Annotated in this window: 24 protein-coding genes; all 24 read left to right on the forward strand. The window is 59.7% G+C overall.

All coding sequences use genetic code 11. From position 1 onward, the window contains the following. A partial coding sequence (locus tag HMPREF2806_RS09495; protein ID WP_198531338.1) for a DEAD/DEAH box helicase occupies positions 1–843 on the forward strand: 843 nt, incomplete at its 5' end. Beyond that, positions 840–1322 carry a hypothetical protein gene (locus tag HMPREF2806_RS09500; RefSeq protein ID WP_070517517.1) on the forward strand — a complete coding sequence of 161 codons (483 nt, stop codon included), beginning with the start codon at positions 840–842 and terminating at the stop codon, positions 1320–1322. The genes HMPREF2806_RS09495 and HMPREF2806_RS09500, both read left to right, overlap by 4 nt. Before the next feature lie 232 nt (positions 1323–1554). Next, on the forward strand, positions 1555–1920 hold the full coding sequence (locus HMPREF2806_RS09505) for a hypothetical protein (protein ID WP_070517519.1): 366 nt from the start codon (positions 1555–1557) through the stop codon (positions 1918–1920). 122 nt (positions 1921–2042) lie between these two features. Beyond that, positions 2043–2378: a hypothetical protein gene (locus HMPREF2806_RS09510; RefSeq protein ID WP_070517521.1), complete on the forward strand. Its 336-nt coding sequence runs from the start codon at positions 2043–2045 to the stop codon at positions 2376–2378. Next, positions 2332–3933, forward strand: coding sequence for a terminase large subunit (locus HMPREF2806_RS09515; protein WP_232745394.1), 1602 nt, complete (start codon positions 2332–2334; stop codon positions 3931–3933). Before HMPREF2806_RS09510 ends, HMPREF2806_RS09515 begins: the two co-directional genes overlap by 47 nt. Continuing rightward, entirely contained in the window at positions 3926–5263 is a 1338-nt protein-coding gene (locus HMPREF2806_RS09520) for a phage portal protein family protein (RefSeq protein ID WP_070517525.1), read from the forward strand. The genes HMPREF2806_RS09515 and HMPREF2806_RS09520 overlap by 8 nt, the downstream gene beginning before the upstream one ends. Beyond that, positions 5256–6680 (forward strand): head maturation protease, ClpP-related, encoded by a 1425-nt coding sequence (locus tag HMPREF2806_RS09525; RefSeq protein WP_070517527.1) that lies wholly within the window; start codon positions 5256–5258, stop codon positions 6678–6680. The genes HMPREF2806_RS09520 and HMPREF2806_RS09525 overlap by 8 nt, the downstream gene beginning before the upstream one ends. Then, the gene (locus HMPREF2806_RS09530) at positions 6680–7066 is read left to right on the forward strand and encodes a hypothetical protein (protein ID WP_070517529.1); all 387 of its coding nucleotides are present in this window, start codon (positions 6680–6682) and stop codon (positions 7064–7066) included. The genes HMPREF2806_RS09525 and HMPREF2806_RS09530 overlap by 1 nt, the downstream gene beginning before the upstream one ends. 14 nt (positions 7067–7080) lie before the next feature. Then, entirely contained in the window at positions 7081–8013 is a 933-nt protein-coding gene (locus HMPREF2806_RS09535; RefSeq protein ID WP_070517531.1) for a hypothetical protein, read from the forward strand. A 14-nt stretch (positions 8014–8027) separates the two neighbouring features. Beyond that, the gene (locus tag HMPREF2806_RS09540) at positions 8028–8387 is read left to right on the forward strand and encodes a hypothetical protein (protein ID WP_070517533.1); all 360 of its coding nucleotides are present in this window, start codon (positions 8028–8030) and stop codon (positions 8385–8387) included. An 18-nt stretch (positions 8388–8405) separates the two neighbouring features. After that, on the forward strand, positions 8406–8864 hold the full coding sequence (locus HMPREF2806_RS09545; protein WP_070517615.1) for a Gp19/Gp15/Gp42 family protein: 459 nt from the start codon (positions 8406–8408) through the stop codon (positions 8862–8864). Continuing rightward, positions 8864–9235 carry a hypothetical protein gene (locus HMPREF2806_RS09550; RefSeq protein WP_083306540.1) on the forward strand — a complete coding sequence of 124 codons (372 nt, stop codon included), beginning with the start codon at positions 8864–8866 and terminating at the stop codon, positions 9233–9235. Before HMPREF2806_RS09545 ends, HMPREF2806_RS09550 begins: the two co-directional genes overlap by 1 nt. Then, positions 9225–9527 (forward strand): hypothetical protein, encoded by a 303-nt coding sequence (locus HMPREF2806_RS09555; protein ID WP_070517535.1) that lies wholly within the window; start codon positions 9225–9227, stop codon positions 9525–9527. Before HMPREF2806_RS09550 ends, HMPREF2806_RS09555 begins: the two co-directional genes overlap by 11 nt. Positions 9528–9579: 52 nt before the next feature. After that, positions 9580–9939, forward strand: coding sequence for a hypothetical protein (locus HMPREF2806_RS09560; RefSeq protein WP_232745397.1), 360 nt, complete (start codon positions 9580–9582; stop codon positions 9937–9939). A gap of 76 nt (positions 9940–10015) precedes the next feature. Then, positions 10016–10807, forward strand: a complete 792-nt coding sequence (locus HMPREF2806_RS09565; protein WP_070517539.1) for a hypothetical protein — start codon at positions 10016–10018, stop codon at positions 10805–10807. A gap of 122 nt (positions 10808–10929) precedes the next feature. Then, complete coding sequence (locus tag HMPREF2806_RS09570) at positions 10930–11283, forward strand: hypothetical protein (protein WP_070517542.1); 354 nt, start codon at positions 10930–10932, stop codon at positions 11281–11283. Beyond that, complete coding sequence (locus HMPREF2806_RS09575) at positions 11283–11984, forward strand: hypothetical protein (RefSeq protein ID WP_070517544.1); 702 nt, start codon at positions 11283–11285, stop codon at positions 11982–11984. Before HMPREF2806_RS09570 ends, HMPREF2806_RS09575 begins: the two co-directional genes overlap by 1 nt. A 34-nt stretch (positions 11985–12018) precedes the next feature. Beyond that, positions 12019–18681: a transglycosylase SLT domain-containing protein gene (locus HMPREF2806_RS09580; protein WP_070517545.1), complete on the forward strand. Its 6663-nt coding sequence runs from the start codon at positions 12019–12021 to the stop codon at positions 18679–18681. Continuing rightward, positions 18681–19415: a hypothetical protein gene (locus HMPREF2806_RS09585; RefSeq protein WP_070517547.1), complete on the forward strand. Its 735-nt coding sequence runs from the start codon at positions 18681–18683 to the stop codon at positions 19413–19415. The genes HMPREF2806_RS09580 and HMPREF2806_RS09585 overlap by 1 nt, the downstream gene beginning before the upstream one ends. 13 nt (positions 19416–19428) lie before the next feature. Then, positions 19429–20403 carry a hypothetical protein gene (locus tag HMPREF2806_RS09590; RefSeq protein WP_070517549.1) on the forward strand — a complete coding sequence of 325 codons (975 nt, stop codon included), beginning with the start codon at positions 19429–19431 and terminating at the stop codon, positions 20401–20403. A 1-nt stretch (position 20404) separates the two neighbouring features. Next, positions 20405–22402: a hypothetical protein gene (locus HMPREF2806_RS09595; RefSeq protein WP_070517551.1), complete on the forward strand. Its 1998-nt coding sequence runs from the start codon at positions 20405–20407 to the stop codon at positions 22400–22402. A 22-nt stretch (positions 22403–22424) separates the two neighbouring features. After that, complete coding sequence (locus HMPREF2806_RS09600; RefSeq protein ID WP_070517553.1) at positions 22425–23390, forward strand: hypothetical protein; 966 nt, start codon at positions 22425–22427, stop codon at positions 23388–23390. Between the two features lie 19 nt (positions 23391–23409). Continuing rightward, positions 23410–23763, forward strand: coding sequence for a hypothetical protein (locus tag HMPREF2806_RS09605; protein WP_070517555.1), 354 nt, complete (start codon positions 23410–23412; stop codon positions 23761–23763). Continuing rightward, complete coding sequence (locus HMPREF2806_RS09610) at positions 23754–24017, forward strand: hypothetical protein (protein WP_070517557.1); 264 nt, start codon at positions 23754–23756, stop codon at positions 24015–24017. Before HMPREF2806_RS09605 ends, HMPREF2806_RS09610 begins: the two co-directional genes overlap by 10 nt. The last annotated feature ends 243 nt before the right edge of the window (positions 24018–24260 follow it).

The following is a 24260-nucleotide window of genomic DNA, read 5'->3' on the forward strand; positions in this document are numbered from 1 at the left end:
GATATCAGGTGTCTACCAAACAGGGGTCAGGTCCAGTACATCACCCACTACCGCGACCAATACTTCACCCCTGGCCGGCGCAACGGCACCATCGTCTACAACTGGAACCTGAGACCAGGCGCGGACCAAGCCATCTACGACAACATCGCCGACATCACCGTCAGCATGCGCACCACCGACTACCTCCAACTACCCGAAGCCACCCACCAACACATCACCGTCCAACTCCCCACCAAGGCGCGCAAGCACATCGACACCCTCAAGCGTGACCTCGTCCTGGACCTCGACGACGACACCATCGACGCCGCCAACGCCGCAACCCTGTCACTGAAGCTGCAGCAACTCGCCGGGGGTGCTATCTACAACGAAGCCGGTGATGACTACATCACCATCCACGACGAGAAAATCCAGGCACTCACCGAACTCGTTGACCAAGCCCAAGGCAACACCATCCTGGTGTGCTACTGGTTCAAACACGAACGAGACCGCATCCTCAACGCCATCCCGGGCGCGCGCGTACTCGACACCCAGCGGGACTTTGAAGACTGGAACAACGGTGATATTCCCGTCGCGCTCATCCACCCCGCCAGCGCGGGCCACGGCCTCAACCTCCAAGACGGCGGGCACATCATGGTGTGGTACACCACTCCCTGGTCACTCGAGCTCTATGAGCAAGCCAACGCCCGCCTGCATCGGCAGGGCCAAACCGAGCCCGTCAGCATTATCCACATCGACACCGCCAACAGCATCGACCAAACAGTCCACCAAGCTCTTACCCGCAAAGACACCACTCAGCAAGCACTCATCACAGCAGTCAAAGCCCAACTCGAGGAGGCAGCATGAAACCAGTAGACGAATTCCAACTCCGTGACACGGCCCGCGAGCTTGCAGAGCTCTACAAAGAAATGCACCGACTCAAAGACACCAACCCAGCCCCACCAGAGGTTAAGACCAGGAACAGCATCAAAGGCGCGGGCCCAAAGTCACCGGGCAACTGGCTGTGGATGCACCGCTACGTGACGATGGAGCAGAACCTCCGCGAGCTATGCCTCAATGCCTTCGGCGCCGACGGCATCGGCATCCGCATCGCCGAGGACGACTTCACCGCCCCACGCCTATGCGGGCTCATCGCCTGGCACGCCCAACCATTGTCCGAGTTGGACTGGGCGGCCGACCTGCTGCAAGAGCTCGACGACCAGGCGCGGATGATTAACCGGTGGGTCAACCCGGCTGACCAGGCTGCCGCGCTGTTGCGTAGCGCGAGGGTGAAGCGGCATCTTGTAGAGAAATACGGTTCAAACCTTGACATGGGCCGGGATTAGAATGATAGGCTTGCGCTGACGTAAGAACCCCGGCAAGCGCTGGGGTTTTCGTCGTTTTAAGCCCCCTGGCACTTCCTGTGTTTCCTAATGGTGATTTGTGAGTCAACCAGCCAGGGGCTTCTAGTCTTACCGCCTGCCTCACTTCCGTCCACACAGACGCTGCTATCAACATCCCTGAGGCGAGGCCACCGGCTCGTGACCGGAGTAAGACACCAATCGGAGGAGGTGGAGCATGCCATCGAAGGGCACAACCGCCGAGCGGGGATACGACAACGCACACAAAGTCAATCGCGCCCGCATGCTCTACAACCTCGTTGATGGCACCAAGTGCACCTACTGTGGCAAGCCAATGTACCGAGAAGCAGCCCTGAACTTTGACCAGGCGCCGCTGGAAGCCGACCACAAGCATGGAGATAAAACGAGCCCTGCTTACAGGCTGATCCATCGTCGGTGCAATCGGTCGATTGCGAATCGCTGGGTTGAGCATGGGCCCGGCTGGTATGGCGTGGAGGAGACGGAAGCTAGACCAAAAAGCCCGAAAAAGCCCGAAAAGGCATGTGACCAGCGGGAACGGTATGTTATCGAATGGTCGTTCTAATAATTAGTGGGGTGCACCAATTATTCCGGGGTTTGCCCACGACTCCCCCCTTCCGGCCCTTGCTCGCGAGCTTTTCTTCAGGCATTCGAAAAGTTGTGTGTTTGACTAGCTAGGAGGCGACGATGGAACATAGACCAATTGAGGAATTCAGCCCCGGCGGCCAGGCGCTCTACCAACACCTGACAAATCCCAACAATGACGCCTCAACACAAGCGCTGATTGTCGAGGCGGCGCGCACGAAGGACCGCCTGGACCGGCTGAACCGGATTACCAGCGGCGACGAGGACACGTGGTGCCGCATTTTTCATGGTGAGGGCGAGATTGTCCTGAAGATGGACACCGCGGTGTCGGAACAGCGCCAGCTAGCAACGGTTTTTCGTCAGTTGTTGGCGGAGATTCAGAGGAGGCAAGGTGACCAGGTCTCTAGTGATGAAGAGGACGGATTCGCCGGACTCTGATTTCAACGCTGATTACCGCTCCGAGCTTGAGATGGAGTTCCCGGAGCTCGAAGGCCGCCAATCACCGCAGGCATTAGTGCGATGCGAAGGCGGGGACTTCACACACGGCAGGAAGGCTATCGAGCTGGCACGCCGCTTCGGTATTATTTTGATGCCGTGGCAGCGTGAGCAGGTGCTGTGGTCGTTGGCTGTCGATGAGCATGGCCGGTGGCTACACACCGACGTGGTGTTGTTGTGCCCGCGGCAGAACGGCAAGTCGCTGGTACTTGAGGTCATCATGCTGTACCGCATGTTTGTGCTCAATCATCAGATTGTTTTCTCGGCACACCAGTGGCGTACAGCGAAGTCGATCCGTAATCGCCTGTGGCGCCGTATTAAGTCGCGTAAGTGGGCGGAGCGGCGCATCGTTCGTAACACTGCGTCGGCTGGTGAGGCTGAGATGGAGACCGCTGAAGGCGGCAAGATCCAGTTCACTACGCGGTCGAACGATATGGGCCGTGGTTTCGACGAGATTGACCTTTTGTTGCTGGATGAGGCGTACAACCTCGAGTCCGGCGAGTTGGATGCGGTCGCTCCAACCCAGTTGGCTGCGGCTGACCCGCAAACGTTTTATGCTTCGTCGGCGGTGAATCGGGATAAGCACCCGAAGGGGGCGGAGTTGTCGCGTATTCGATACCGGGCGTTGAGTGGTGCTGCTGAGGGGATGTTGTTCTCTGAGTTCTGTGCCCCGTTGGATGTGGACCGTGATGACCCGCGAACCTGGATGCTGGCGAACCCATCGTATGGGTTTCCGAAGCTGGTGGATGCGAAAAAGATGCGGTCGATGCGTTCCAAGCTGACGGACAACGGCTTTGATGTTGAGATGCTTGGCTGGGGGCGGTGGTACGAGTTCGGGTCGTCTGGTGATGAAGAGCTGATTGTTCCGCGCGAGGCGATGCAAGCACTCATCACACCGGAGCCTGTTTCGGTCGCTGACTGCGTCCTGGCGCTCGAGGTATCGCCCACCGCTGACCGGGTGGCGTTGGTGTCTGCTGGTGAGGCTGCTGGTGGTATTCATCTGCAGCCGCGGCCGGCCTCGGAGGCCGTGTTCTCAGTCGATGACACGGTAAAGGTCGTGGCCGAGTTTGTGGACCGGTACCGTCCGGCGGCGGTGCTCCTAGACAAGGATGCTACGGCGGGCGTGCTTGTGCCTGCGCTGCAGACTGTGGGGATTGACCCGGTGTTGATGAATGGCGCGTCGGTGTCGTTGGCTTACCGCGAGTTCAAGCAGGCCGTGATGGATGGGGCGATTTCGCTGGACTCGTCCGAGTTGTGGATGGAGCAGTTGGAGGTCGCCCGCGGCCGCCAGGAGGGCGGTAAGTATCCGGCGATTGACCGCTATTCGGGGGATGTGTCGGAGCTGGTGGCTGCCACGTTCGCGCTGTGGGGGTTGCAGCGGTGGCTGGTGGAGTCCCGTGAGGGTGCTGGCCGGCCGGTTGAGGAGAAGAAGATGAATCCGCATGGCGTGTTGCCGATGTGGTCGAAGCGTAAGCAGGGAGGTGTTTTAGTTGCCTGACAATGTGCAGATTGTTCGCGAGGTTGGCCATGCCGCGGTGCCGCGCTTTAGTAAGCGTGTGGCGCGCCCCGAGGGGATGACGTGGGAGGCATTTCAGCGTGAGCTTGTGCAGATGCGGTTGACGGCGAAGATTGCGCAGGTTGAGAACGCGATCCGTAAGCCGATTGAGCAGGCCACTTGGTCGGTGGCGCCGAACGGTGCCCCGCAGGAAATTGTCGACCTGGTCTCGCATGACCTTCGACTACCGGTCGAGGGGGAGGAGGGGCAGCAGCCGCGGCGTACAGGTCGCGTGTCTTGGGACGAACATCTGAAGGTTGCCTTGGAGGCGATCTTTACCGGTGTGGCGTTCTTTGAGCAGGTGTACGAGGTTGGTGTGGATGGTCGTAATCATCTGCGCAAGCTCGCCCCGCGCCCCAACCTGTCGATTCGAAGCATCGAGGTTGCTGACGATGGTGGCCTCGTTGGTATCCGCCAGCGGGGGATTAACGGCCACGAGGAGGTCTTTATCCCGGTTAGTCGTCTTGTGGCTTACCGGCATGGTCGGCGTGATGGCACGTGGGAGGGTGCGAGCGTGTTCGCCCCGGCTCGCGACAATTGGCTGGAGTTGCAGAAGCTGCAGAAGTTGAATTCGCTGGTGCTGCAGCGCAACGGCTTGGGTGTGGCCAAATATAAGGCTTCTCAGCTAACTGACCGTAGTGAAGTTAAAGCGGAGATGGAGGCAGGGCAGCAGCTTGCCGAGGAATACGCGGCCGGCTCAATCACCGGCTACTCACTACCCCCTGGCGCTGAGATGCCGGTGGAAGGTGTCACCGGCCAGCTGCCGGACATTCCGGCGTCGATGGAGTACCACGCCAACCAGATCGCTATCGCCTGCAATGCCACACACTTGAACCTGACAGGCGGGGGCGGCTCGTACGCGCTGGCCTCCGTGCAGCTTGGCGAGTTCATTCAAGGCTTGCAGTCGATGGCGGAGTGGATTGCTGATACTGCTTCGCAGCACATTGTGGAGGACCTGGTGCGGGTGGCGTTCCCCGAATATGAGGGGCCAACGCCGTTCATTACATCTACCAGGATTCAGGTTCAGAAGGACCTGACGCCGGGTGATATTTCGCAGCTGGCTGCCCAGGGTGTGCTGACGAAGGAGCCGAACCTGGAGCAGTGGGTGCGCTCGTCGTTCCGTATTCCGAAGGCCCGGTCGCTGTTTGAAGCACTGAAAGACAAGAAGACTCTCAGCGACGCTGAGGAGAAACTCGGGGTGTCGCTAACCCCAGATAATGAGAAGCCCCCATCTTCAGGTGGGGAAAACAGTGAGGAGGTGCCCAATGAATGACCTACTGATTTACGGGGATATTGGTTGGGAGAACACCGCTAAGCAGGTGCAGGAACAGCTCAACCAATTCGACGGAGAACCCGTCCGGGTGCGTATTAACTCCCGTGGTGGCGACGTGTACGAGGGCATCGCAATTCTTAATACGTTGCGCGCCTACGCCGGTGAGGTCACCGTCGTGGTGGAGGCCCTAGCGGCATCGGCGGCGTCGTTCATCGCTGTTGGCGTGGGTGGTCGAGTGGTGATTCGCCCGAACGCTGAGGTGATGATCCACAAGGCGTGGACGATGCTGTCCGGCAACGCTGACGACATTGAAAAGATGCGCGCTGACCTATCCCGCCAGGACGCGAAGCTTGCCGCTATCTACGCAGAGAAGGCCGGCGGAGAACTGGACGACTGGCTCGATGTGATGGCCGCGGAGACGTGGTACACGGCTGAGGAGGCTGTGGCTGCTGGCCTGGTGGACGCGATTGAGGATGCGAAGCAGCCGGTGGCGTTGGCCGCTGCGTATTCGGGCCGGATGGTTGCTGAGTTTCGGTATTCGTCCCGGTCTGCGGCGCCGCCGCCGACGATTGGTTGCCGGTCGGAATCGGCACCAGTAAACACTACGCCCAGTGATGGGCAGGAAGGAGATGCGATGAGCATCAAGAATCTCGCCCAGGAACTGGGTGTCGAGCCGGATGTGCTTCGTGAGAAGCTGTCCGGCTTTTTCAATGAGACCGTCGAGGTCTCCGGTCAGGTTGATGTGGCCTACCCGGAGGAGACCGCCGTGGCCCCGACTGAGCGCGTAACGGTCGAGCCGACCATTGCAAACACCGACGGCGAAGCTGGTGGCTCCCTGGGGCTGGCGTTCGCCGTATCTAATACTCCGGATGGGTGGGATATCACCGTGGACGAGTCCACCGGTGCGGTCACAGCCAAGGCTCCGGCTGGTGTGGAGCCGGGGGACACGGCCCCCGCGACCGTCACGGTGAATGACTCCGCTGAGGTGCCGGTGGCCTTCAAGGTGCGAGCCCTCGCCGACGACGATGAACAGCCGACTGGCACTGAAGACACGGAGACCCTGGCTGGGGCGGAGTCGCCCAACACCGTGACCCTTGACCGGGATACCTACAACCTGCTGGTGACTCAGGCCAAGCAGGGGGCACAGGCCGCGTCCGATAAAGCCCGTGAGGCCCGCATTGCCGAGGTGGATAACTGGATTGCCGAGGGTCGTGTCGCTGCGGCGCAGCGCGACAAGGTGCTGTCCGTTATGCACGAGAACGAGGCCCTTGCCCGCGAGGTGTACGGGTCGAACCCGAAGAACACTATCCCGATGACGGAGGCAGGCCACGTTGGTGCTGGCATGCCGAAGTCGAAGGCTGAAGAGCTGTTGGCGAAGGCCGACAGTATCCGCAACAACAACAAGAAAGGCTCGTAATGTCTAATCCGACTTTCAAGCATGGCCCGATTGGCTTCGATATCGCCACCGACCTCGACAAGTTCCGCGTCGTCGCCCTCAACCAGGACGGCAAGATTGCCTACGCCGACGGTAAGGCCGGCGCCCTGGGCGTTGTAACCGAAACCGGTCGCCTTGAGGCGAAGGAGCCAGGCGCGAAGAACATCGCCGTCCACTACGGCACCGCCGCCGTGAAGGTGGAGACCAACGGTGAGATTAAGGCCGGTGCTGCGGTGTACGCCGCCGCTGACGGCAAGGTATCCGCCACCGGCACCGTCAAGATTGGTGTGGCAATCCGCCCCACTGCTGACGGTAAGACCCTGACCATTCTTAATGGCCTGCCGACCGCGGGCCCTGATGCGGCCTAGAAGGAGCACCCATAATGGCTACGAACAACTCTTACTTTGACGCCCTCGAAGTGCTGCCGGTCGAGGACATCCTGACCTCCTCCGAACTTCTCGAGGCTGCAGCCTCCGAACTGCTTATCGGCACGCAGGCATACGACCTGCTCTTCAACGCACACAACGTTGACCACCTCACCATCGGCTACAACATTGATGTGGCGCCGGGCCTGGACGAGGCCGTGCAGACCGTTCCGGAGTTCGGCGAGATTCCGGTTGGTGACCCGGATGCTGGTGAGCGTAAGTACGCTGACCTGACGAAGAAGGCTATCGGTCTTCGTATCTCCAAGGAACAGCGCGACTACGGTACCGGTGCGGATATTCAGCGCGAGCTCGTTGGCCGCGTGGCTGAGATTCGCCGCGGCAACTCCGCTGATGCAATGGCTGCCCTTGAGGAGGCTGGTATCGAGGAGCTGCCGGTGGCAAAGAAGTGGAACACCGCTGACGCGCAGGCCGTAGATGACCTGTGGGCTGCCGATGACCTCCTTGCCGGTGCGAAGGACACTCGCGGCAACCTGTTCAACTACTCCGCTGGCTACGTGTGGGCGAACCGCAAGACGCTGAACGCCCTGAAGCGCAATAAGCAGACCTCCAGCTTCTACATTGGTGACATGGCGCACGCGAACCCGCTGTTTACTGGTATTGGTGAGCAGCCGCTGGTGGCTGAGCAGTTCAAGCTGGTGGCCGACCAGGCCCTGCCGGACGGTGTGGCTTACGTGTTCGCTGACTCTGATTACGGCACCGTGGGTACGCGCTTCCAGACCGGTGACCCGATTTTCACCCCGTTCTACGAGGAGCATGGCCAGTCTGGTCATGGTGGTTCCACCATGTCGTGGCGCTCTGACTATGCGCACTGGCGCGCTTTGGCGGTGCGTGCTCCGAAGGCCGCGGTGAAGCTCACCGGCGCTATTTAAGCGGGGCGATAAGCATGCCGCAGATTGTGTTGAAGAAAGCGGCGTTCTATCCGCTGGATTCACGGGTGGTGCACCCGTCTGGCACGGTTCTTGAGGTGACTGAGGATGAGGCGGCGGTACTGCGTGAGCGTGGTGTCGTTGCCGACGAGGTTGTCGAGGAGAAGCCGGAGCCGGAGCCTGTTGAGGAGCCCGAGCCGGAGCCTGTGGAGGAGCCGGAGGCCACCCCAACAGGCGGGTATCCGCCGCTGCCGAAGCGCACCGAACCGGTAGCCCGCTGGAAAGAGTATGCCCGCACCAATGGCATCAAGCTGACGGGTTTGACGCGGCGTAACGAAATCATGGGCTACATCATCAAGGTTGTTAACGCCCAGTAGAAAGGGGGTGCTATGCCCATGGAGGTCACTGTTGATGACATCCTGTCGGTATTCCCCCGGCCACTAACCGAGGATGAGAAGAAACGCGCCGAGGGGCTTATCGCCCAGGCGCTGGAGCTCATCGTCATGGAGTTCGCCCGCCGAGGACGTGACCTCACATCTGAGATTGAGGCCGAGCCGTGGCGTGCTGTTGCTGTGAAGCAGGCGGTGCGCATCATGGTGTCCCAGGCGGTACTCATCGGCGACAACGTGGGGCGTGCGTCTGCGTCGTCGACAACGGGCCCGCAGTCCGATTCAGTGTCCTACTCGCAAGGAGTAGGCATTCATTGGGGTGGTGTGGGCCTTGATGATGCCATCCTCGACCTGTTGGGGTTGGGTGTGCGTGCTGTACCGCTGGGGCGCGGTGGCCGGGTAGTCCCGTTCGGGCGTCGTTGGCCTGTGGGTGGTGCTGAGTTCAGTGAGCGGGGGCGGTGCTGATGGCCTGGCGCCCAGATGAATTCGGCGAGCCCATCACAATCCGCGGTGGACTGGTTGGCCGTGACCACCGGGGCCGCCCGCAGTACGCGCCGGGCAGGGTAGTGGAGCACTGTGTGGTGTCCCCAGCCGGTGACCAGGTGGTGAGCGGTGATGGTTTCGCGCATGGTGACATTACGAAGCTTCAGGTGCTCGCCCCACCAGGCACTGAAGTCACTGACGGGGACGTGGTCACCATTCGCGGCGAGGACTACACGGTGCAGCAGCGCCAGTCTTTCGACTATAGCGTTGGTCGGCGCCCAGTAGTGTCCTGGCACCAGCCGAAGGTTATCTTCATCGTGGAGCGAGGGGAGGTGTCAGACGGTGTCGCTTAACTACCACCAGCTGTTTAAGCAGATGGCGGCTACACCGCAGGTGAAGGCTGCATCTCGTAAGAAGGCGGAGCAGGTGAAGCGATTCATTGAGATTCGCTGGCCCGAGGTCAATGAGCTGCCCGAGCGTGACCGCGACTTTCTCCACGACGACCGTGGCGAGGTCGTAAAAATCACTGAAGCCACGCGGGGCACGAACCGTCCTACGCATGTGGTGACGGTGCGTCATCCTGGTGCGGTGGCGAAGCAGGCGAAGGACGGCTTCGTGACGAAGGCGGTGAAGGATGCTTCCTGAGTTCGGTGTAACTCCTGACCCTGTCGTCCTTGTCCATAAGCATGTTCTGAAGTTGTTTCCTGAGGCTGACCAGGACATGGTGCACCTGCATTTCCTGCCCGACGGATACAACTGCCACAACGACGGCGTGGGCGTGGTCGTCTCTAGCGATGTGGCGCAGGTTGATGAGTCTGCGCATTCGCGGGACCTTGTGAAGGTCAGTGTGTATGGGCCTGACCATGACCAGGTGCGCCGCCTCGGCAGGAACCTGTACACCGCCCTGACCCAAGGGTTGACGGGGGTTGGGCTGGGGGTTTCCCGGTCCGCTTCCACGTTCTTCGGGTCGGGGCCCTCCTACCAGCCAACCGGGTTTGTGTCGACGATGAGTTTGTCGGTCGGTATCGCCAAGCTTTTCTTCCAGCCGTCGACGTAAACCCACCAACTAACTTTTCCTTTTTAGCCACCCCGCGGGGTGGCTTTTTCTATGTCCTTTCGAAAGGGGATAAACAATGTCCAAGCTTCGTAGCGTTGGCCTTGACCTGCGAGTCCTTGAAGACCGCGAGGTACTGGTCAACTTCTCCGATACCGCAATCATTGACAAGAAGACCGGCGCGTTCATCGGTGAATGGGAATCCCTCGGCCTGGAGCCCACAGACTCCCAGCATGGTCACACCCGTGAGGTGTCCTCCAACACCACCAACCTGACCGGTGGCCAGACTGCTACTTCCTACACCGCTGGCGCTATCACTGGCGCGGTGGACGGTATCGCTGGCTCCCCAACCATGCGCTACATCGAAAACCCGGGCGCCGTCGTGCAGGAGGGTACTACCTACGGCAAGCACTCCGACGAGGTTGCCAAGGGCTACGTCGCCTTTGTGCACAAGTTCACCTCCGGATTGGTTCATATCTGGGCATCTCGCGAGAAGGCTGACCTGGTCATTAATGAGCGTGTGGTCGCGAAGGACCCGCAGGCTCGCCCGGTACAGATCACTTTCAACAATGGTGACGATGAGCGCTACTACGAGGAGCGTTTCTACATCGTCGGAAAGGACGGCTCCGTGACCCGCGTTGAGGAGAAGATCTTCAAGGATATCTCGGATGTGGAGGCCCAGATTAAGGCTGGTACCGCGTTCCACCCGCAGGCCTCCGCTAATGGCCTGACCGCGATGGTCGTCAAGGACGATGAGTCCGGTGATGTGACCCTGCATGAGTATGAGGACCCGAAGACCGGCGAGACCGCGGAGAACTCCAATGATGGTGTTCGTACCTCAGGCGGTGTTTCTGGCGCTTCTGACCAGTAGTCGTTGACTTACCGGGCTGTGTGTTTTCTTGGCGGTTCCGCACACAGCCCACCCAGGCTTTTACCAAAAGGTCTAGGAACCGCCACACCTTTCATTTTCCAATTCCATAAGGAGGAATCGCCATGGCAACCGCCAACAACAAAACCACCCGCAAGTCCACCACGAAGGCCGAGGACGTTGAAGTCCTCGACGCCGACACCACTACTGAGAAGCCCACCATCGTGGATGGCATCTACACCGAAGAAGTCACCCTCACCAACGGTGTAGCCCTCAAGATTGAGGTCATTGTTGACAAGGACCAGCTGCCTGCCTCCATGTCTTCGCTGATGTTTGAGGGAAACTTGGAGGGCATGATTCTTGCGCAGGTCACCCCGTTGACCCGCAAGCTACTCGACCTTACCGGCGCGACGCGCAAGGATTTGCATGAGGTGATTGCCCCGGTGGTGCAGCGTGGTACTGAGCTGGCTGGTGTGTAATGTCTGCCCGGCTGATTCTCGAGGATGAGCCGGGCACCTGGGTCGAATTCATACACGCCGGGGCACGCTACCGTGCGCGCCGCGACCCCATGGACCTCGGGCACGAGTTCGTGACCCAACTACCGGAAAACCCGCGTCTCATCTGGCGGCTGTTTGATGAGTCTTCGCAGATTCGGGCCATGACCGCCGCCTACGCGCAGGGTGGCCTGTATGAGCAGATGGACGCTTACTTTGAGGCGACTGGCCTGTCGGTGTACAAGGTGGCTTTGGCTGCGCTTGCGGTAGAGAATATCGACCTGCTTGAGGTTGATTTGCTGCGCATTGGTCTTGATGTGCGTGACTGGCTCGACCCCGAAGGTGGCCTGTCGACGCGGCGTGTGGTGGCGCTCTATCAGGATTTGTTGGAGCGGCCGGAAACACTGGTGGGGGCCAAGCGCTGGGATATCAAACCAGCGGATAAGGCTGCCCTGGCTGTGGCTATGTTTCATGCGAGCTTTAGTGAGTCGGGGGATGAGCATAGCTTCCTTAAGTCGCCGAAGAAGCTGGCCCAGGAGCTGGAGGATGCGCGTATCGCCGCGGAGAAGCGCGAGCGTATGAGCCACGACCGCAAGACGGTACTCACGGATGGTTCTGGTGGGTCGTTTGAGTCGTCGACGGATGAGTCGCTGCGCATGTTGGAAGAGATTGCCGCCGCCCAATAAACGGGTGGTGGTTTTTAGTTTTGAGGAGGCTTAAATGTCTGCCGGTTTCGTCGCCGTCCCCGTAGTTCCAACTTTCAAAGGGATGAGCAAGGAGTTTTCGCAGCGCCTAGAGAAGCCAGCGGAGGAGTCGGGTAAGCGTGCCGGCGACGCCATGAGCAAGGGCTTGGAGAGCGCGGTGGAGAACATCGAGCGCCAGGTCAAAGCCTCCTCCACGAAGCTGAAAGACCTTGACCGCGCTTATGAAACGTCGGTGACGAAGCGTGCCGCACAGCAGGAGAAGCTGGAGGCGGCTACCCTGCGCCTGCAGGATGCTGAGGAGAAGTACCAGAAGGCCCTGGAGAAGGGCGATAAGGGTACGGCTGAGTTGGCGAAGGTCAAGGAGGCTAAGGCCCGTGTCATCGGTGAGACCGAGAAGCTTGAGCAGGCGGAAATTAATGTTCGTGTGGCTGAGGAGAAGCACAAGAACCAGCTTGAAGACCTCAATGACACTTTGGCGAAGCTGCAGGACTCTCAGTCCGAGCTGAACCGTGAGCTGGAGAAGTCCAGCGGTGCTTTTGGTGGGGCGAAGGGCAAGATCCAGTCCATGGCCGACTCCGCTAAGGACGGCGCGGCAAAGTTTGGCGAGTTCGCGGAGAAGTACAAGATTCACGCCACCGCCGCCCTTGGTGGTATCGGTCTCATCGCGAAGGAGTCGATGGCGTACGCGGCTGAGGCTGAGCAGTCCTACGGCGCGGTAGAGTCCATCTTCGCCGACCATGCTCAGGGCATTATCGACAAGTCGAAGCAGGCCGCGACCGAGGTTGGTGTCTCCGGTCGTGAGTATCGTGAGCTGTCCGCCAATATGGGCGCGATGCTCAAAAACATGGGCATGCCCATGGACGAGGTTGCGGACAAGTCCCAGAACCTCGTAGGTGTGGCCGCTGACCTGGCCGCCACGTTTGGTGGTACCACCAAGGAAGCGGTGGAATCGGTGACCTCGCTGCTGCGTGGTGAGACTGACCCGATCGAGAAGTATGGTGTCTCGATTAAGCAGGCTGATATTGAGGCGCGTATGGCCGCTGACGGGCTGGATAATCTGTCTGGTGAGGCTGAGAAGCAGGCGAAGGCACAGACCCTGCTGAAGCTGTTGACTGAGCAGACGGCTAGCGCCCAGGGGCAGTTTGCACGCGAGACTGATACCGCTGCGCATAAGCAGCAGGTGGCGACCGCGAAGTACAACGATGCGAAGGAAGCTATCGGTACTGCACTGCTGCCTATCATGTCGGAGTTGGCTGATAAGGCTGCGTCGGTAGCCCAGGTCATTGGTGAGCACCCGGCGATTTTTATTGCGGTTGCTGGTGCTGTGGGTACGGTGTCGGCGGCGATTGTGGGCGCTGCGATGATTGCTCCCGTGCTGACGGCTTGGTCTGCGGCGGCGACAGCGGCGAACACGTCAATGATGGGTCTGGCAGCATCCACGATTGCGGCTGTGGCTCCGGTTGCCGCTGTGATTGCTGCAGTGGCCGCGTTGGGGGTAGCCCTGTGGGCGTTCTTTACGAAGACCGAAACAGGTCGGGAGATTTGGGAGACTTTCACCACCTTTCTCTCCGACGCATGGGATAAGGCTGTCGAAAAGGTCACCAAGGGCATCGAGTGGCTCAAAGACACGCTCAGTGAGCTGTGGGGCTACCTGTCCACCGGCGACTTCAACGGCCTGCTGGAGAACATGTTCGGCATGGACTCCGACTCCGGCGTGTTTAAGGGCCTGGTGTGGCTGAAGGACTTCATCACCGGCTCCCTGGCCGAATCCTTCGCGGCTTTACGCGAGTCCGCTGGCAAGCTGGTAGAAATCCTCGTCAGCCTTGGCAAGTCCGTCGGCGGCGCGCTCCTCAACGTGCTGAAGGGGCTGTGGGACCTCATTGGGCCTTTGTTGCTGCCCGCATTGAAGGTGCTCGGCGGCATCATCGGTGGCGTCATCGTGGGTGCGATTATGGCCGCGGTGAAGGCTGTCGAGTACGCGGCGAAGCTGCTTAATGTGCTGCTGGGTGTGGTGCAGTGGCTCGTCGAGAAGGCTCTGGTGCCGCTGATTGATGTCATCGGCAAGGTTGTTGGAGGTTTCCTCTCCGGTGTTATCCCCGCGCTGCAGGCCGTCGCCGGCTTCATCAGTGGTGCTTTCATGGGTGCGTGGAAGCTACTTTCTGATGGTATTTCCTGGGCGTGGAATAGTGTCATCCAGCCGATTTTCAACGCCATTTTGCAGGTGGCGAAGGTCACCATCGGTGTAATTGGTACGCTGATTCTTGCGCCGCTGCTGGTGGGTTGGAATGTGCTGTCTGCCGGTATTAAGGCTGGGTGGGAGACCATTATTAAGCCGGTGTGGGAGGCCTTGGTGGGCTTCGCACAAAACACCCTGTGGCCTATCCTGCAGGGTGTTTTCAACTTCATTAAGAGTGCTTGGCAGGTCATGGCTGACGCCATGGGTGCGGTGTGGTCCTGGCTGCGCGATAACATCTTCGCCCCATTCATGGACAGCCTGTCCAACCTCGCCGCGTGGTTTAAGGCCCGCGTAGACGACATGGTCGCCGTGTGGAATTGGTTCCAGGGGCTGCTGCAGGCAGGCTGGCAGTTCATCGACAGCAACGTGCTTGCCCCGCTACGCTTCGGCCTGCAGGTCGTCGCTGACTGGTTCCGCGCCCGTGTGGACGACATGTTGGCTATCTGGCAGGGCTTCCAGAACCTGCTGCGCGCCGGTTGGGAATTTGTGGACCAGTACGTGTTCCAGCCGTTCAAGTGGGCTTTGGACACCATGCAAGACTGGTTCCGCACCGCGGTGGATGCTATCGGCAAGATTTGGGATGGCATCAAAGAAAAGACCAAAGCCCCGGTTCAGTTCGTTGTGGACGTGGTCTACAACCGTGGTATCCGCAAGGCGTGGAACGCGGTCGCGAAGCTCGTCAATCTAGACGAGCTGCAGGAAATTAAGTTCGCCACCGGCGGTATCCTCCCCGGGTACACCCCGGGCCGTGACCCCTACACCTTCATCGAGCCGAATACAGGTATGCGTATCGGCCTGTCTGGTGGTGAGGGCATTCTGCGCCCCGAGGCCACCCGAGCTTTGGGTAAGGACTGGCTAGACAATGTGAATGCTGCCGCCCGGCAGGGTGGCGTGTCCGCTGTTCGCGAGCGGCTGAAGCACTCGCACTTCGCCACTGGTGGCATCGTCGACCTCGGCAACTTCGCCAAAGGTGGATTCACCAATATCGCAGGCGCTTTGTCTGCGATTCAGGAGTCGCACGCGAAGTTCGTGTCGAAGTACTTTCCAGGCATGTTTACGCTGACCTCGGCGTCACGTAGTGAGCCTGGCTCGATGCACGATTTCTCACGTGCTGCGGCTACGGACTGGCAGGCTGCCGATGGGCAGTATGCAACGCAGATGCCGACCCCGGCGTCGAAGGCACTGGCCAGGGCGATTCACAAGAACTTCCCGAACACCACCCAGCTGATTCACCACCCGCTCGACGGGTGGCAGAACCTGCTGAACGGCGCTCCTTTTGACTACGGTGCGGGAACCAACTCTCAGCACGGTAACCACGTCCACTGGGGCACTAACTCTCCGCTGCGTTTCGACGGTGATGACATCGTCTTGGACGATGTGGCTGGTGAAGGTGGTGGCGGGTGGAATCCCATCAATATGGTCAAGCGCCTGTGGGACGGATTCATCAACAAGATTGGTGATTTTCCCGGCGCCGACAAGTTTGGCGAGTGGGGCAAGCTGCCTGGGGCGATGGCGAAAAAGCTCATTGATGCAGCCTGGAATTTCGTGTCCGGTAAGGCCGCGAAAGAAGAGGCCGCATTCCAGGGTGACCCGGGTACTGGTGTGGAGCAGTGGCGCCCCATGGTCGAAGCCGTGCTCAAAGACAAGGGCTTCCCGCTGTCCCTCGCCAACAGTGTGCTGCGCCGAATGAACCAAGAGTCTGGTGGTAACTCGCGTGCCATCAACGACTGGGACATCAATGCGCAGCGTGGCACCCCGTCGAAGGGTTTGATGCAGGTTATTGACCCGACGTTCCAGGCGCATAAGGACCCTGGGTATGACAATATTTGGGACCCTGAGGCGAACTTGCGTGCGTCGATGAACTACGCGGTGGCAACCTACGGTTCGCTGCCTGCGGCGTATGACCGTGCCGGGGGCTATGCCCTGGGTGGCATCGTTGACCTGATGAAGCTGTACGACCAGGGTGGCTGGCTGGAGCACGGCAAGGCTGCCATGAACCTGTCTGGCAAGCCTGAGCCGGTGCTCAACCACGACCAGTGGAAACTGATTGCCCAGATGATCCGCTCCGGCGCATCCATGGGTGATGTTGCCCGCGAGCTCGGGCGCCTTGTACCCGCCCTGCAGCAGCAGACTGAGGCTTTCGCCAAGTTTGCTGACAACGCGCAGGCGTGGCTGGCGAAGGCCGGGGACTACAACACCTTCGAGGGTATTAATGCTCGCCAAGGTGTGCGTCGTGTCCTCGACCTGGGCCTCGACCTTCCCGGCTCGGAGCAGATTCGTGTCATCCTCGACGGCGAAAAGGAGCTGTGGGATTCCCGCGCTCGTGCCGTCGGACATACGGAGGCGCTGGCCGAAAAGGAACAGGCCCTGGCTGATGCGAAGAAGAAGCTGCGTGAGCTGGAGACCGGTGAGGTAGAGCTCTCCGTCAAGGACAAGCGCAAGCTTGCCGACGCGGAGAAGGCGTTGGCGGATGCGCAAGCCGAGGCCGGCAAGTCCACCAGCAGCTCCGCCTCGGCTGCCCGCCGGGTAGCTGATGCGGAAAAGGCGTTGGCGAAGGCCCGCGAGAGCGGGGATGCCGACAAGATTGCCAAGGCTGAGGAGAAGCTGGCGCGTGCCCGTGAGAAGTCCACCTCATCCTCGGAGAAGGCAAACGACAAGATTGCCAAGGCCGAGGAGAAGCTGTCCCGTGTCCGCGAGGACCTGGGCATTAAGCAGGAGGAGGATGAAGCCAAGCGGGTTGAGGACATTGAGAAGGCAAACGAGGCCGTGATGAAGGCCGAGGGCGAGTTGGCGACGGCTCGCCGGAAGCAGGCCGAAGACCTCGACAACGTTGTCCTCATCTCGCAGCAGCAGATAGAGGGTCTTATTCCGCAGGCTGAGGCCCTGGCCTCCAAGCTTGTCGGGATGGGCGCCCCAGCAAGCGCGGTTAATACCGGCCTTGGGATGGTGGTTGGCAAGCTGGCCAGCATCGCCGGCCTGGCCGGGCCGACGGGTATCACCCTGGGCATGGCCATGGACATGCTGAAGGTCGGCATCAACATCATCAAGTCCATCGTCGGTGCGATTGTGGATCTGATTCATCGGATTCAGGATGCGCGTATCACCGCGCTGAAAACCCTGGCCGAGGGTCTGCAGGTCGTCGCTGACTATGCTGCGCTCAACCTTGAGCTGCAGGCTAATGTGGCTGCGCTGCAGCAGCAGCTGGTGCGCGGCCTGAACGAACAGCGCGTCGCCGCTTTCAACCTTGAGGTTGCTAATCGTGACCGGATGGTGGCTGAGGCTGAGGGCATGCTGGCGATTGCTCAGGCCCGCATGAAGCTCGACGGTGAGATTGAGAAGGGCGCGAAAATCGCCCAACTCAAGATGATGGGCCTCCATGAGGACTGGGATTCTTATAATGCGTTCCAGGCGCAGGTGGGGCGTGGTGTGCTGGCCCAGTGGTCGGATGCCGCCCTGTCCGCCCTGTTCACCTATGAGAAGGCGCGTGCTGAGGCTTTCCAGAAGGAACTCAGTGCGAAGCTGACCCAGCTGGAGGCCGAGTACGAGCTCGCGGAACGCGTACGCCAGAATGCCCGCACCCAGGCCGATTTGATTACCGCGCAGGAGCGTGTGATTAAGATGGCCGCCCGCATTTCCGGCATGGATTTGGAGGGCGCTACTGGTCAGGCGCAGGTCGCGAAAATCATGGCCGAGATGGCCGAAAACAAAAAGAACCTCGACAACAACGTTTTCGGCCGTTGGGGCTACAAGCTGGGGGCGCAAGGCTCGCACGCTAATGAGTACCGTGGCCAGCTGGCCCGCCAGGAATCACTGCAGGCCGCGCTGGATGCGGTGATGCGTGAAACCGGTGTCAGTGTGGGCAAGGGGCAGATTGACCGCACACTGGATTTGATGTCCAAGGCCGCATTCCGCGGCGGGGACGCAATGTCGGTGCTGCGTTCGCAGATGCCGGATTTGGTGGCTGCGGAGACCGCGCTTCGTACGCAGGAGGCCATGAAGCCGATTTGGGATATTCGCGACAAGAAGCGCGATATTGACCGCACGGCTGAGGACTTCCGCGCTGAGGTGAACCATTTTGAGAAGACGCAGCCGTTGAAGGAGCAGATTAAGGGCCTGGATTATGCGATCCGTGGTCTGGAGGCTTCGTCGGCGGCGTTTGCTGAGGGTAATGAGAAGGTGCGTGGTGAGTATTTGGCTTTGGCGCGTGCTAATCAGGCCTCGGCGGAGTCTTTGGGTGTGCGGTGGAAGATGGACCCGCGCTACGCAAGCGCGCATGACCAGGTGCGTCGTGAGACGACTGTGGTGATGCGTGGTGATGAGGTGTACACCGCTGACCAGGTTGACCGGATGTTGTCGGAGGTGCGGTCGTCGACGGGTGCTGGGGTTAAGACTCGTATTTCGTCGACGTTGTTGGCTAGTGCTCGTAGGAAGGAGCTTCGCTAATGGAGGTTACTTTGGTGACGGGTACTGGTGAGGAGTATCTGCTGACCGGGTCGGAGCGTACATCTAAGGTGCTGGCCCCGGAGGGTGCGCTGGTGTCGTTGACTGGTGAGGCTGAGAGGTCTGACCTTGCGGTGCCTGCGCGCTCTGGGGTGGTACCCGGCAAGCGCCGGTTTAAGCCGGTGGACACCACGATTGAGTTTCTTCTTGTGGCTGAGTCGCATGAGGAGATGGAGCGGTTGTATTGGTCGTTTCGTCGGGCGTGGTTGAAGACTGTGGCTGCGAAGGACCCAGCCCCGTGTGTGTTTCGGATTGATGGTGCGCGGGGCACGTTCTTTGTGGATGCGGTACTGGGTGGCGTGTTGCCGGGTGTTGATGTGGAGCCTGCGCGTCGTTTGTCGATGCGGTTGGAGGTTCCGGTTTTTAATGCTCGGGGTTTGGCTCGGTCGGCTGCGTTTGTGCAGTCCGGTACGGTCACAGTGACGAATACTGGGGATGGGGTTATATACCCCAAAATCCGGAGAAATGGCACTTACGGCTACATCGTCAGCCCCTCAGGGGCACGCTTCTATGCGGGCACCAAAATGCCTGATGTAATCGACACGGATCCGATGGTGCTGCGTGAGGATGGGATTCCCCCGGAGGGTGTGGAGCCGGGGGATACCGCCACCTGGGAACTGCCGGGGTCTCGGATAGAGCTTGAGTGGTGCCAGTTGGTAGCCGACCCCTGGGGATAGAAGGGAGGACAAAATGGCCGACATTGATTGGGAGTCCTGGCGCAAGCACGTCGACTACGTCGTCAGCAAGCGCGAGGTCTGGTACGGCATCGGAGATGGCGACGGTAATCCACTTTTTACCCTGCCGGAGCCGATTGATAAGGACACCCCTGACCAGTGGATGGAGTCCACCGACCTCGAGGTAACCTTCTCAGCCCGCGGCACGGATGGCGAGATTAACCGGCTGACTGACCTTTTGGTGATGTCAGCGCTGCGGGATTTCGACCCGTCGGGCAAGCTCCCCACCGCCCAGGGTGACTACATGCTGCTGGTGGCTTTCCCTGGTGAGGATGGGGTGGTGCGCCGCGGTGGAATGATTACTCACGTCGAGGCCAGCGACACCGACAATGATGGTGTGCCTGCCGAAATTACCGTGCATGCTCTCAACATCATGGACGTGTGGAATACGATTCCTGCGGCGTCGTGGCCTGCAGCGTGGTGGGCGGCGGCGCCGTATCCGAATGATGGTGACGAGTCAGGTCTCATGTACAAAACACCCCGGCTCATGGCGAGGATTGAGCTCGCGACCCGCACCACATTCACCTGGAAACACGGCCCCGCGGGCTTCGTCATCCGCCGCCTGGCGCAAGAATCACTTGACGCGACGATGATGACCCAGGCCGACCCTAACGGGAAACGCTGGATTGATGACCCGTACCACATCGTCGAAGTGCCCCGCACCGACCTATCCCCAACGATTGACCTTGAGGCCAAGGACGGTTTTCTGTGGGAGACGGTAACAGGCCAGGCTGAAAACGCCGGCCTGATTTTAGGTGCGTATTTGTGGTGGCCAGGGGATAAACCAGTGCGCTCATGGAGCCTCGCGAACTCACGCATGTCCCCGGCGCAGGTGGATATTAGCCCCTCGCAGGGAACATCCCAGCGGCGCGAGATTCTACAAACCTTCCCCCACGCGATGATTGTGATGACCGTCAAGGAGGTCCAGTAACATGCCCACCCCATACTTCGTGGCTGACAGCGCGCAGGTCACTGTCATGCGTTCCCTGGCATCCACCGCGTTCGGTACCTATGACTTGACCCTGCCGGAGGGTATCACTCTGGAGGACTTGTACACGCTTGCAGCACCTGGCAATAAGCTGGGCTATGTTGCTTCTCTGGGTGGGCCGCGTGTGGGTGGTATGGCGCGTCGGTTTATCCGCTCGGATGTGGCCATCACCACTGCTGGTGGTGAGCAGGCGCCGGCCACCAACGTGGAAGAAGTCTTGGACGCTGCGGCGAAGCGTACCAGCGGTGATTTCTTCCTCGAGACCGACATCTCCAAAGCAGGCCTCGGGCCGTGGGTACCGTTCAAGGACTTTCAGGTGGGGGATAAGGCCCGCGTGGAAATCTGGGGCACCGTGGTCACCCTGCCGATTACCCGCATTGATGACGATGTGGTGCATGTGGGTGGGCAGTTGGTGTCTGATGCGGATGCGCGGTTGGCGGAGAATGAGGCGGTGCGCCGCGCTTTGGTCGACGACCGCAGGGACCTCTTCGGCCTGGACGAAAAGATTGAATCATCAGTCTCGTCAGCCAGGTCGGATTTTTCCCGTGATTTGAGCAGCACGACACAGACGTGGAACTCGAATCTGAATGCGGCCACAGGCCAGTGGAACGCAAGCCTGAATGCGGCGACGGGCCGGTGGGATAGGGAGCTGGTGGCTGCTAGGGATGCGATTGTTGCGCAACTTGAGCAGCAGCGGCAAGACTACCAACGCGAATACGATTCGCTTTCTGAGAACATCCAGAAGTCCATTGATGATGCGGAAGCATCGAACAAGAAACTGCAGGCCTTGACCCGTGCCCTGCAGGGCGAAAACCAGGATTTGGACACCGCAGCCCGCCTAGTCTGGCAGCGCATCAACGGGGTCAGCGACACCGCCAATAAGGCCGGGGACTGGGTCACGAAGAACCAAGACGATGTCAACAAAGCCATCGCCCTGGCCCTATCCGCGCAGGGCAAATACAACGAGTTCAACAACATTAAGTGGCTGAAGGACTCAGAGTGGAAGACTGAGCAGGCCAAGATTAATGATTCGAATGATCTTTTTAAGCGGATGCAGTCGCAGGTCAACAGCCTGAACAACGTCCAGTTCATCAAGATTAATGAGTGGCAGAAGGCCCAGGCTGACATCAACCTGGCGAACGAGCGTTTCAAGAAAACGCAGGAGGGGATTAACGAGGCCAATCAGCGGTTCCGCGAGGCGCAGGAGTACTACAACTACGTCAACAACCAGATCAACAACGCGCAGAACCGGTACATGGAACGACTGGCCGCTCTCCAGCAGGAAATGGTCAATGCGCAGTCTTTGGCTGTGGACGAACTCATGGCAACCAAGGCCGGGGCAAACCGGGACGATGCGCGGGTAACAAACAATTCCGACGGCACCTGGACCGTGCACCTGCCCTACGTTTCTGGTCGAACGATGGTGCACACCACGTGGTACACGAAGGGCAGCTCGAACTTTCTGACGCGAGAAGGGGAGAAGTTAAGCGACGATATCGGCCGTTTTACTTTTAACCCGAGCACTGACTATGCGCATATCCGGTGGACGCGTGCGAAAGGCTCTGTGGAGGTCATTGACCGTAGTCTCTCTAATGTTTCTGTCCCTCGCGGTAGTTGGTCAACTATTTACTCGTTCTCCACGCATAAGTCCGGTGGAAACCTTGTCATTGATGCGACTGTGACGTGGGCGGCAGCAGACCGTGGGTCTGGCTACGGTGTCCGTCTATGGGCGGGTGACAGGATGCTCGGGTCTGAGTACTCCACGGAGCTGGGGCCGATGACCGTCTTTGGTGATGGTGTTCGTAGTCAGTCGGTTAGCGGCACTAGGGCGAATATGCCGAGCAATATTGTTATTGAGGTGCAGGTCTTCTCGAATGCTCTATTGGCTGATAGTCGCAAGGTTAAGTCGGCGACAGTAAAGGGCACTTTTACTGCGCACTAGAAGAAGTGAAGGAGAAGGTTTTATGCCTACTGTGACTGGTGTTTTGCAGCACGTCACGCAACGACCAGACACCATTGATGAAGTATGGGTGCGCGCCCCGGAGGTGCGCGGCCACTCCGGTGGCCTTATCACCCGCAACCCTGACAGGTACAAAGTAGTGGGCGGGAATGTGCAGTTTCAGGTAGCACCCGGCCCGGCCATCCTGGTCATGGTGTCCGCCGGCAACCCGGTGGACAGCGTGAAAATGTTTATCGGCACCGGGTCCTCGCAGACACTGGCGGATGCGGTGAAAAACGCTGACCTGCTGGATGAGAATAGTGTCCGCGAGCTCGACCGCATCCTGCGTGAAATTCAGCGGAATGTGAATACTGCTGCTGAGTCGGCGGCGAAGGCTAAGACGTCGGAGACGAACGCCGACTCGGCTGCTAGTCGGGCTTCGTCGTCAGCATCGTCGGCAAAGGCGTCAGAGAATCGGGCTAGGTCGTCGGCGGGTGAGGCGACACTCTACGCGCAGCAGGCTGGTGAGATGGAGCGCGCCGTTTCCGACTTGGAGAAGGAAGCGCGGAGTTCCGCAAAGTCCGCTAAATCCTCGCAGGATGCGGCGAAAACCTCCGAAACCAAAGCGGCCAGCTCAGCCACTTCCGCTGGCAGGTCAGCAACAACCGCCGCGAGTGAAACTACGAAGGCTTTGCAGAAGTGGCGGGATGAATTCACAGAGAATGACATCCTCTGGGTGGGGGACCGGCTGGGCGTGTCCGGTAAGCTCAGCCCACCGCTGACTGGGCCGAAGGGTGCGCCTGGTGATGTGTCTAAATCCCAGATGGATGCGGCTATTACCGCCGCCATCGTCGCACTGGCCCCCACAGGGTTGAAGCTTGTGCTTGCAGCACCGGACGATAAAACGGCGGAGCAGGCGGACACCGCAATCCGCGCAAAAGGCTACCAGGCTGTTGTGGTCGTGCCGACCACCGGTAACTGGTGGGAATAAGAAAGGAAGGAGCTGAGGGATGCTGAAGAAGATTCGTCAGGGCCCGGTGGTGTTTTTCTATAACGGCGAGGTGTGGGAAATCATGGGTGGTACTCCGGATGGGTGGCGTATCTGGTCGTTGGGTCGTATTTATCCGCCGCCGGGTACGTATTGGGTGGAGTTGACGGAGAACGCCACTGTGGAGCATCGCCCGACGAATACGGGTGTGGCCATTAAGAATCAAAAGGTCGTGACTTTTAAGGAAGGCGAAATGCTATTGGCGATGTATGCGAAGAAGGGTGATGCTTTGATGCTCACGTTTTTGGCTCCCCCCCCCCCTCGGTCTAGGAGACTTTGCCGCCGCATTCGTGAGGTGGTGGCGAAATGGCTTTAAGGAAAATAGTTCCGGTACCGGAATCCGCGTCGGGTGCGGGATGGTCAGTGAAGAAGCTCGGGGGCGTCGTGTTCCTCCAGTTTTGGGCATTCTCGGGCCGCTCACTGAACCTTCCCGCCGGGTTTATCCCTGCGGAAAATCATTCCCTGCCATACAGGTTCGGGGCTATCGACGTGAAAACCAGCGGCTCCGTCACAATCATCACCGGCGACTACCTCGGCTCTGTGTACGCCACCGTGAGCTACCCCGCCTAACCCCGCAGGGGGTGGTGGTTCATGCTTAAGCTTGTGAAGCAGGGGCCGGTTACGCGCCCTGGCGTGGTGAAGCCCGGTTCGGGTTGGGTGAATGTGACGGGTGCCGACCCGAACAACAGTAGTAATCCGTATTGGTTTGGGCATTCCGGTTATTGTCTTATGACTGTGACGGCGTGGAATGTGGCGGGCCTGCGGGTGATTGAGTGGGGGAAGGATCGGTTTTTGGAATCTGGCTTGCCGGGT

Origin of the sequence: Corynebacterium sp. HMSC076G08 (assembly GCF_001811515.1) — a bacterium.
Lineage (GTDB): Bacteria > Actinomycetota > Actinomycetes > Mycobacteriales > Mycobacteriaceae > Corynebacterium > Corynebacterium hiratae.

What these genes read in the sequence shown, in the direction of transcription:
- HMPREF2806_RS09500 (WP_070517517.1), top strand. Translation starts at nt 840, where the DNA reads ATGAAACCAGTAGACGAATTCCAACTCCGTGACACGGCCCGCGAGCTT.
- HMPREF2806_RS09505 (WP_070517519.1), top strand. Translation starts at nt 1,555, where the DNA reads ATGCCATCGAAGGGCACAACCGCCGAGCGGGGATACGACAACGCACAC.
- HMPREF2806_RS09510 (WP_070517521.1), top strand. Translation starts at nt 2,043, where the DNA reads ATGGAACATAGACCAATTGAGGAATTCAGCCCCGGCGGCCAGGCGCTC.
- HMPREF2806_RS09525 (WP_070517527.1), top strand. Translation starts at nt 5,256, where the DNA reads ATGAATGACCTACTGATTTACGGGGATATTGGTTGGGAGAACACCGCT.
- HMPREF2806_RS09530 (WP_070517529.1), top strand. Translation starts at nt 6,680, where the DNA reads ATGTCTAATCCGACTTTCAAGCATGGCCCGATTGGCTTCGATATCGCC.
- HMPREF2806_RS09535 (WP_070517531.1), top strand. Translation starts at nt 7,081, where the DNA reads ATGGCTACGAACAACTCTTACTTTGACGCCCTCGAAGTGCTGCCGGTC.
- HMPREF2806_RS09540 (WP_070517533.1), top strand. Translation starts at nt 8,028, where the DNA reads ATGCCGCAGATTGTGTTGAAGAAAGCGGCGTTCTATCCGCTGGATTCA.
- HMPREF2806_RS09545 (WP_070517615.1), top strand. Translation starts at nt 8,406, where the DNA reads ATGGAGGTCACTGTTGATGACATCCTGTCGGTATTCCCCCGGCCACTA.
- HMPREF2806_RS09550 (WP_083306540.1), top strand. Translation starts at nt 8,864, where the DNA reads ATGGCCTGGCGCCCAGATGAATTCGGCGAGCCCATCACAATCCGCGGT.
- HMPREF2806_RS09565 (WP_070517539.1), top strand. Translation starts at nt 10,016, where the DNA reads ATGTCCAAGCTTCGTAGCGTTGGCCTTGACCTGCGAGTCCTTGAAGAC.
- HMPREF2806_RS09570 (WP_070517542.1), top strand. Translation starts at nt 10,930, where the DNA reads ATGGCAACCGCCAACAACAAAACCACCCGCAAGTCCACCACGAAGGCC.
- HMPREF2806_RS09575 (WP_070517544.1), top strand. Translation starts at nt 11,283, where the DNA reads ATGTCTGCCCGGCTGATTCTCGAGGATGAGCCGGGCACCTGGGTCGAA.
- HMPREF2806_RS09580 (WP_070517545.1), top strand. Translation starts at nt 12,019, where the DNA reads ATGTCTGCCGGTTTCGTCGCCGTCCCCGTAGTTCCAACTTTCAAAGGG.
- HMPREF2806_RS09585 (WP_070517547.1), top strand. Translation starts at nt 18,681, where the DNA reads ATGGAGGTTACTTTGGTGACGGGTACTGGTGAGGAGTATCTGCTGACC.
- HMPREF2806_RS09590 (WP_070517549.1), top strand. Translation starts at nt 19,429, where the DNA reads ATGGCCGACATTGATTGGGAGTCCTGGCGCAAGCACGTCGACTACGTC.
- HMPREF2806_RS09595 (WP_070517551.1), top strand. Translation starts at nt 20,405, where the DNA reads ATGCCCACCCCATACTTCGTGGCTGACAGCGCGCAGGTCACTGTCATG.
- HMPREF2806_RS09600 (WP_070517553.1), top strand. Translation starts at nt 22,425, where the DNA reads ATGCCTACTGTGACTGGTGTTTTGCAGCACGTCACGCAACGACCAGAC.
- HMPREF2806_RS09605 (WP_070517555.1), top strand. Translation starts at nt 23,410, where the DNA reads ATGCTGAAGAAGATTCGTCAGGGCCCGGTGGTGTTTTTCTATAACGGC.
- HMPREF2806_RS09610 (WP_070517557.1), top strand. Translation starts at nt 23,754, where the DNA reads ATGGCTTTAAGGAAAATAGTTCCGGTACCGGAATCCGCGTCGGGTGCG.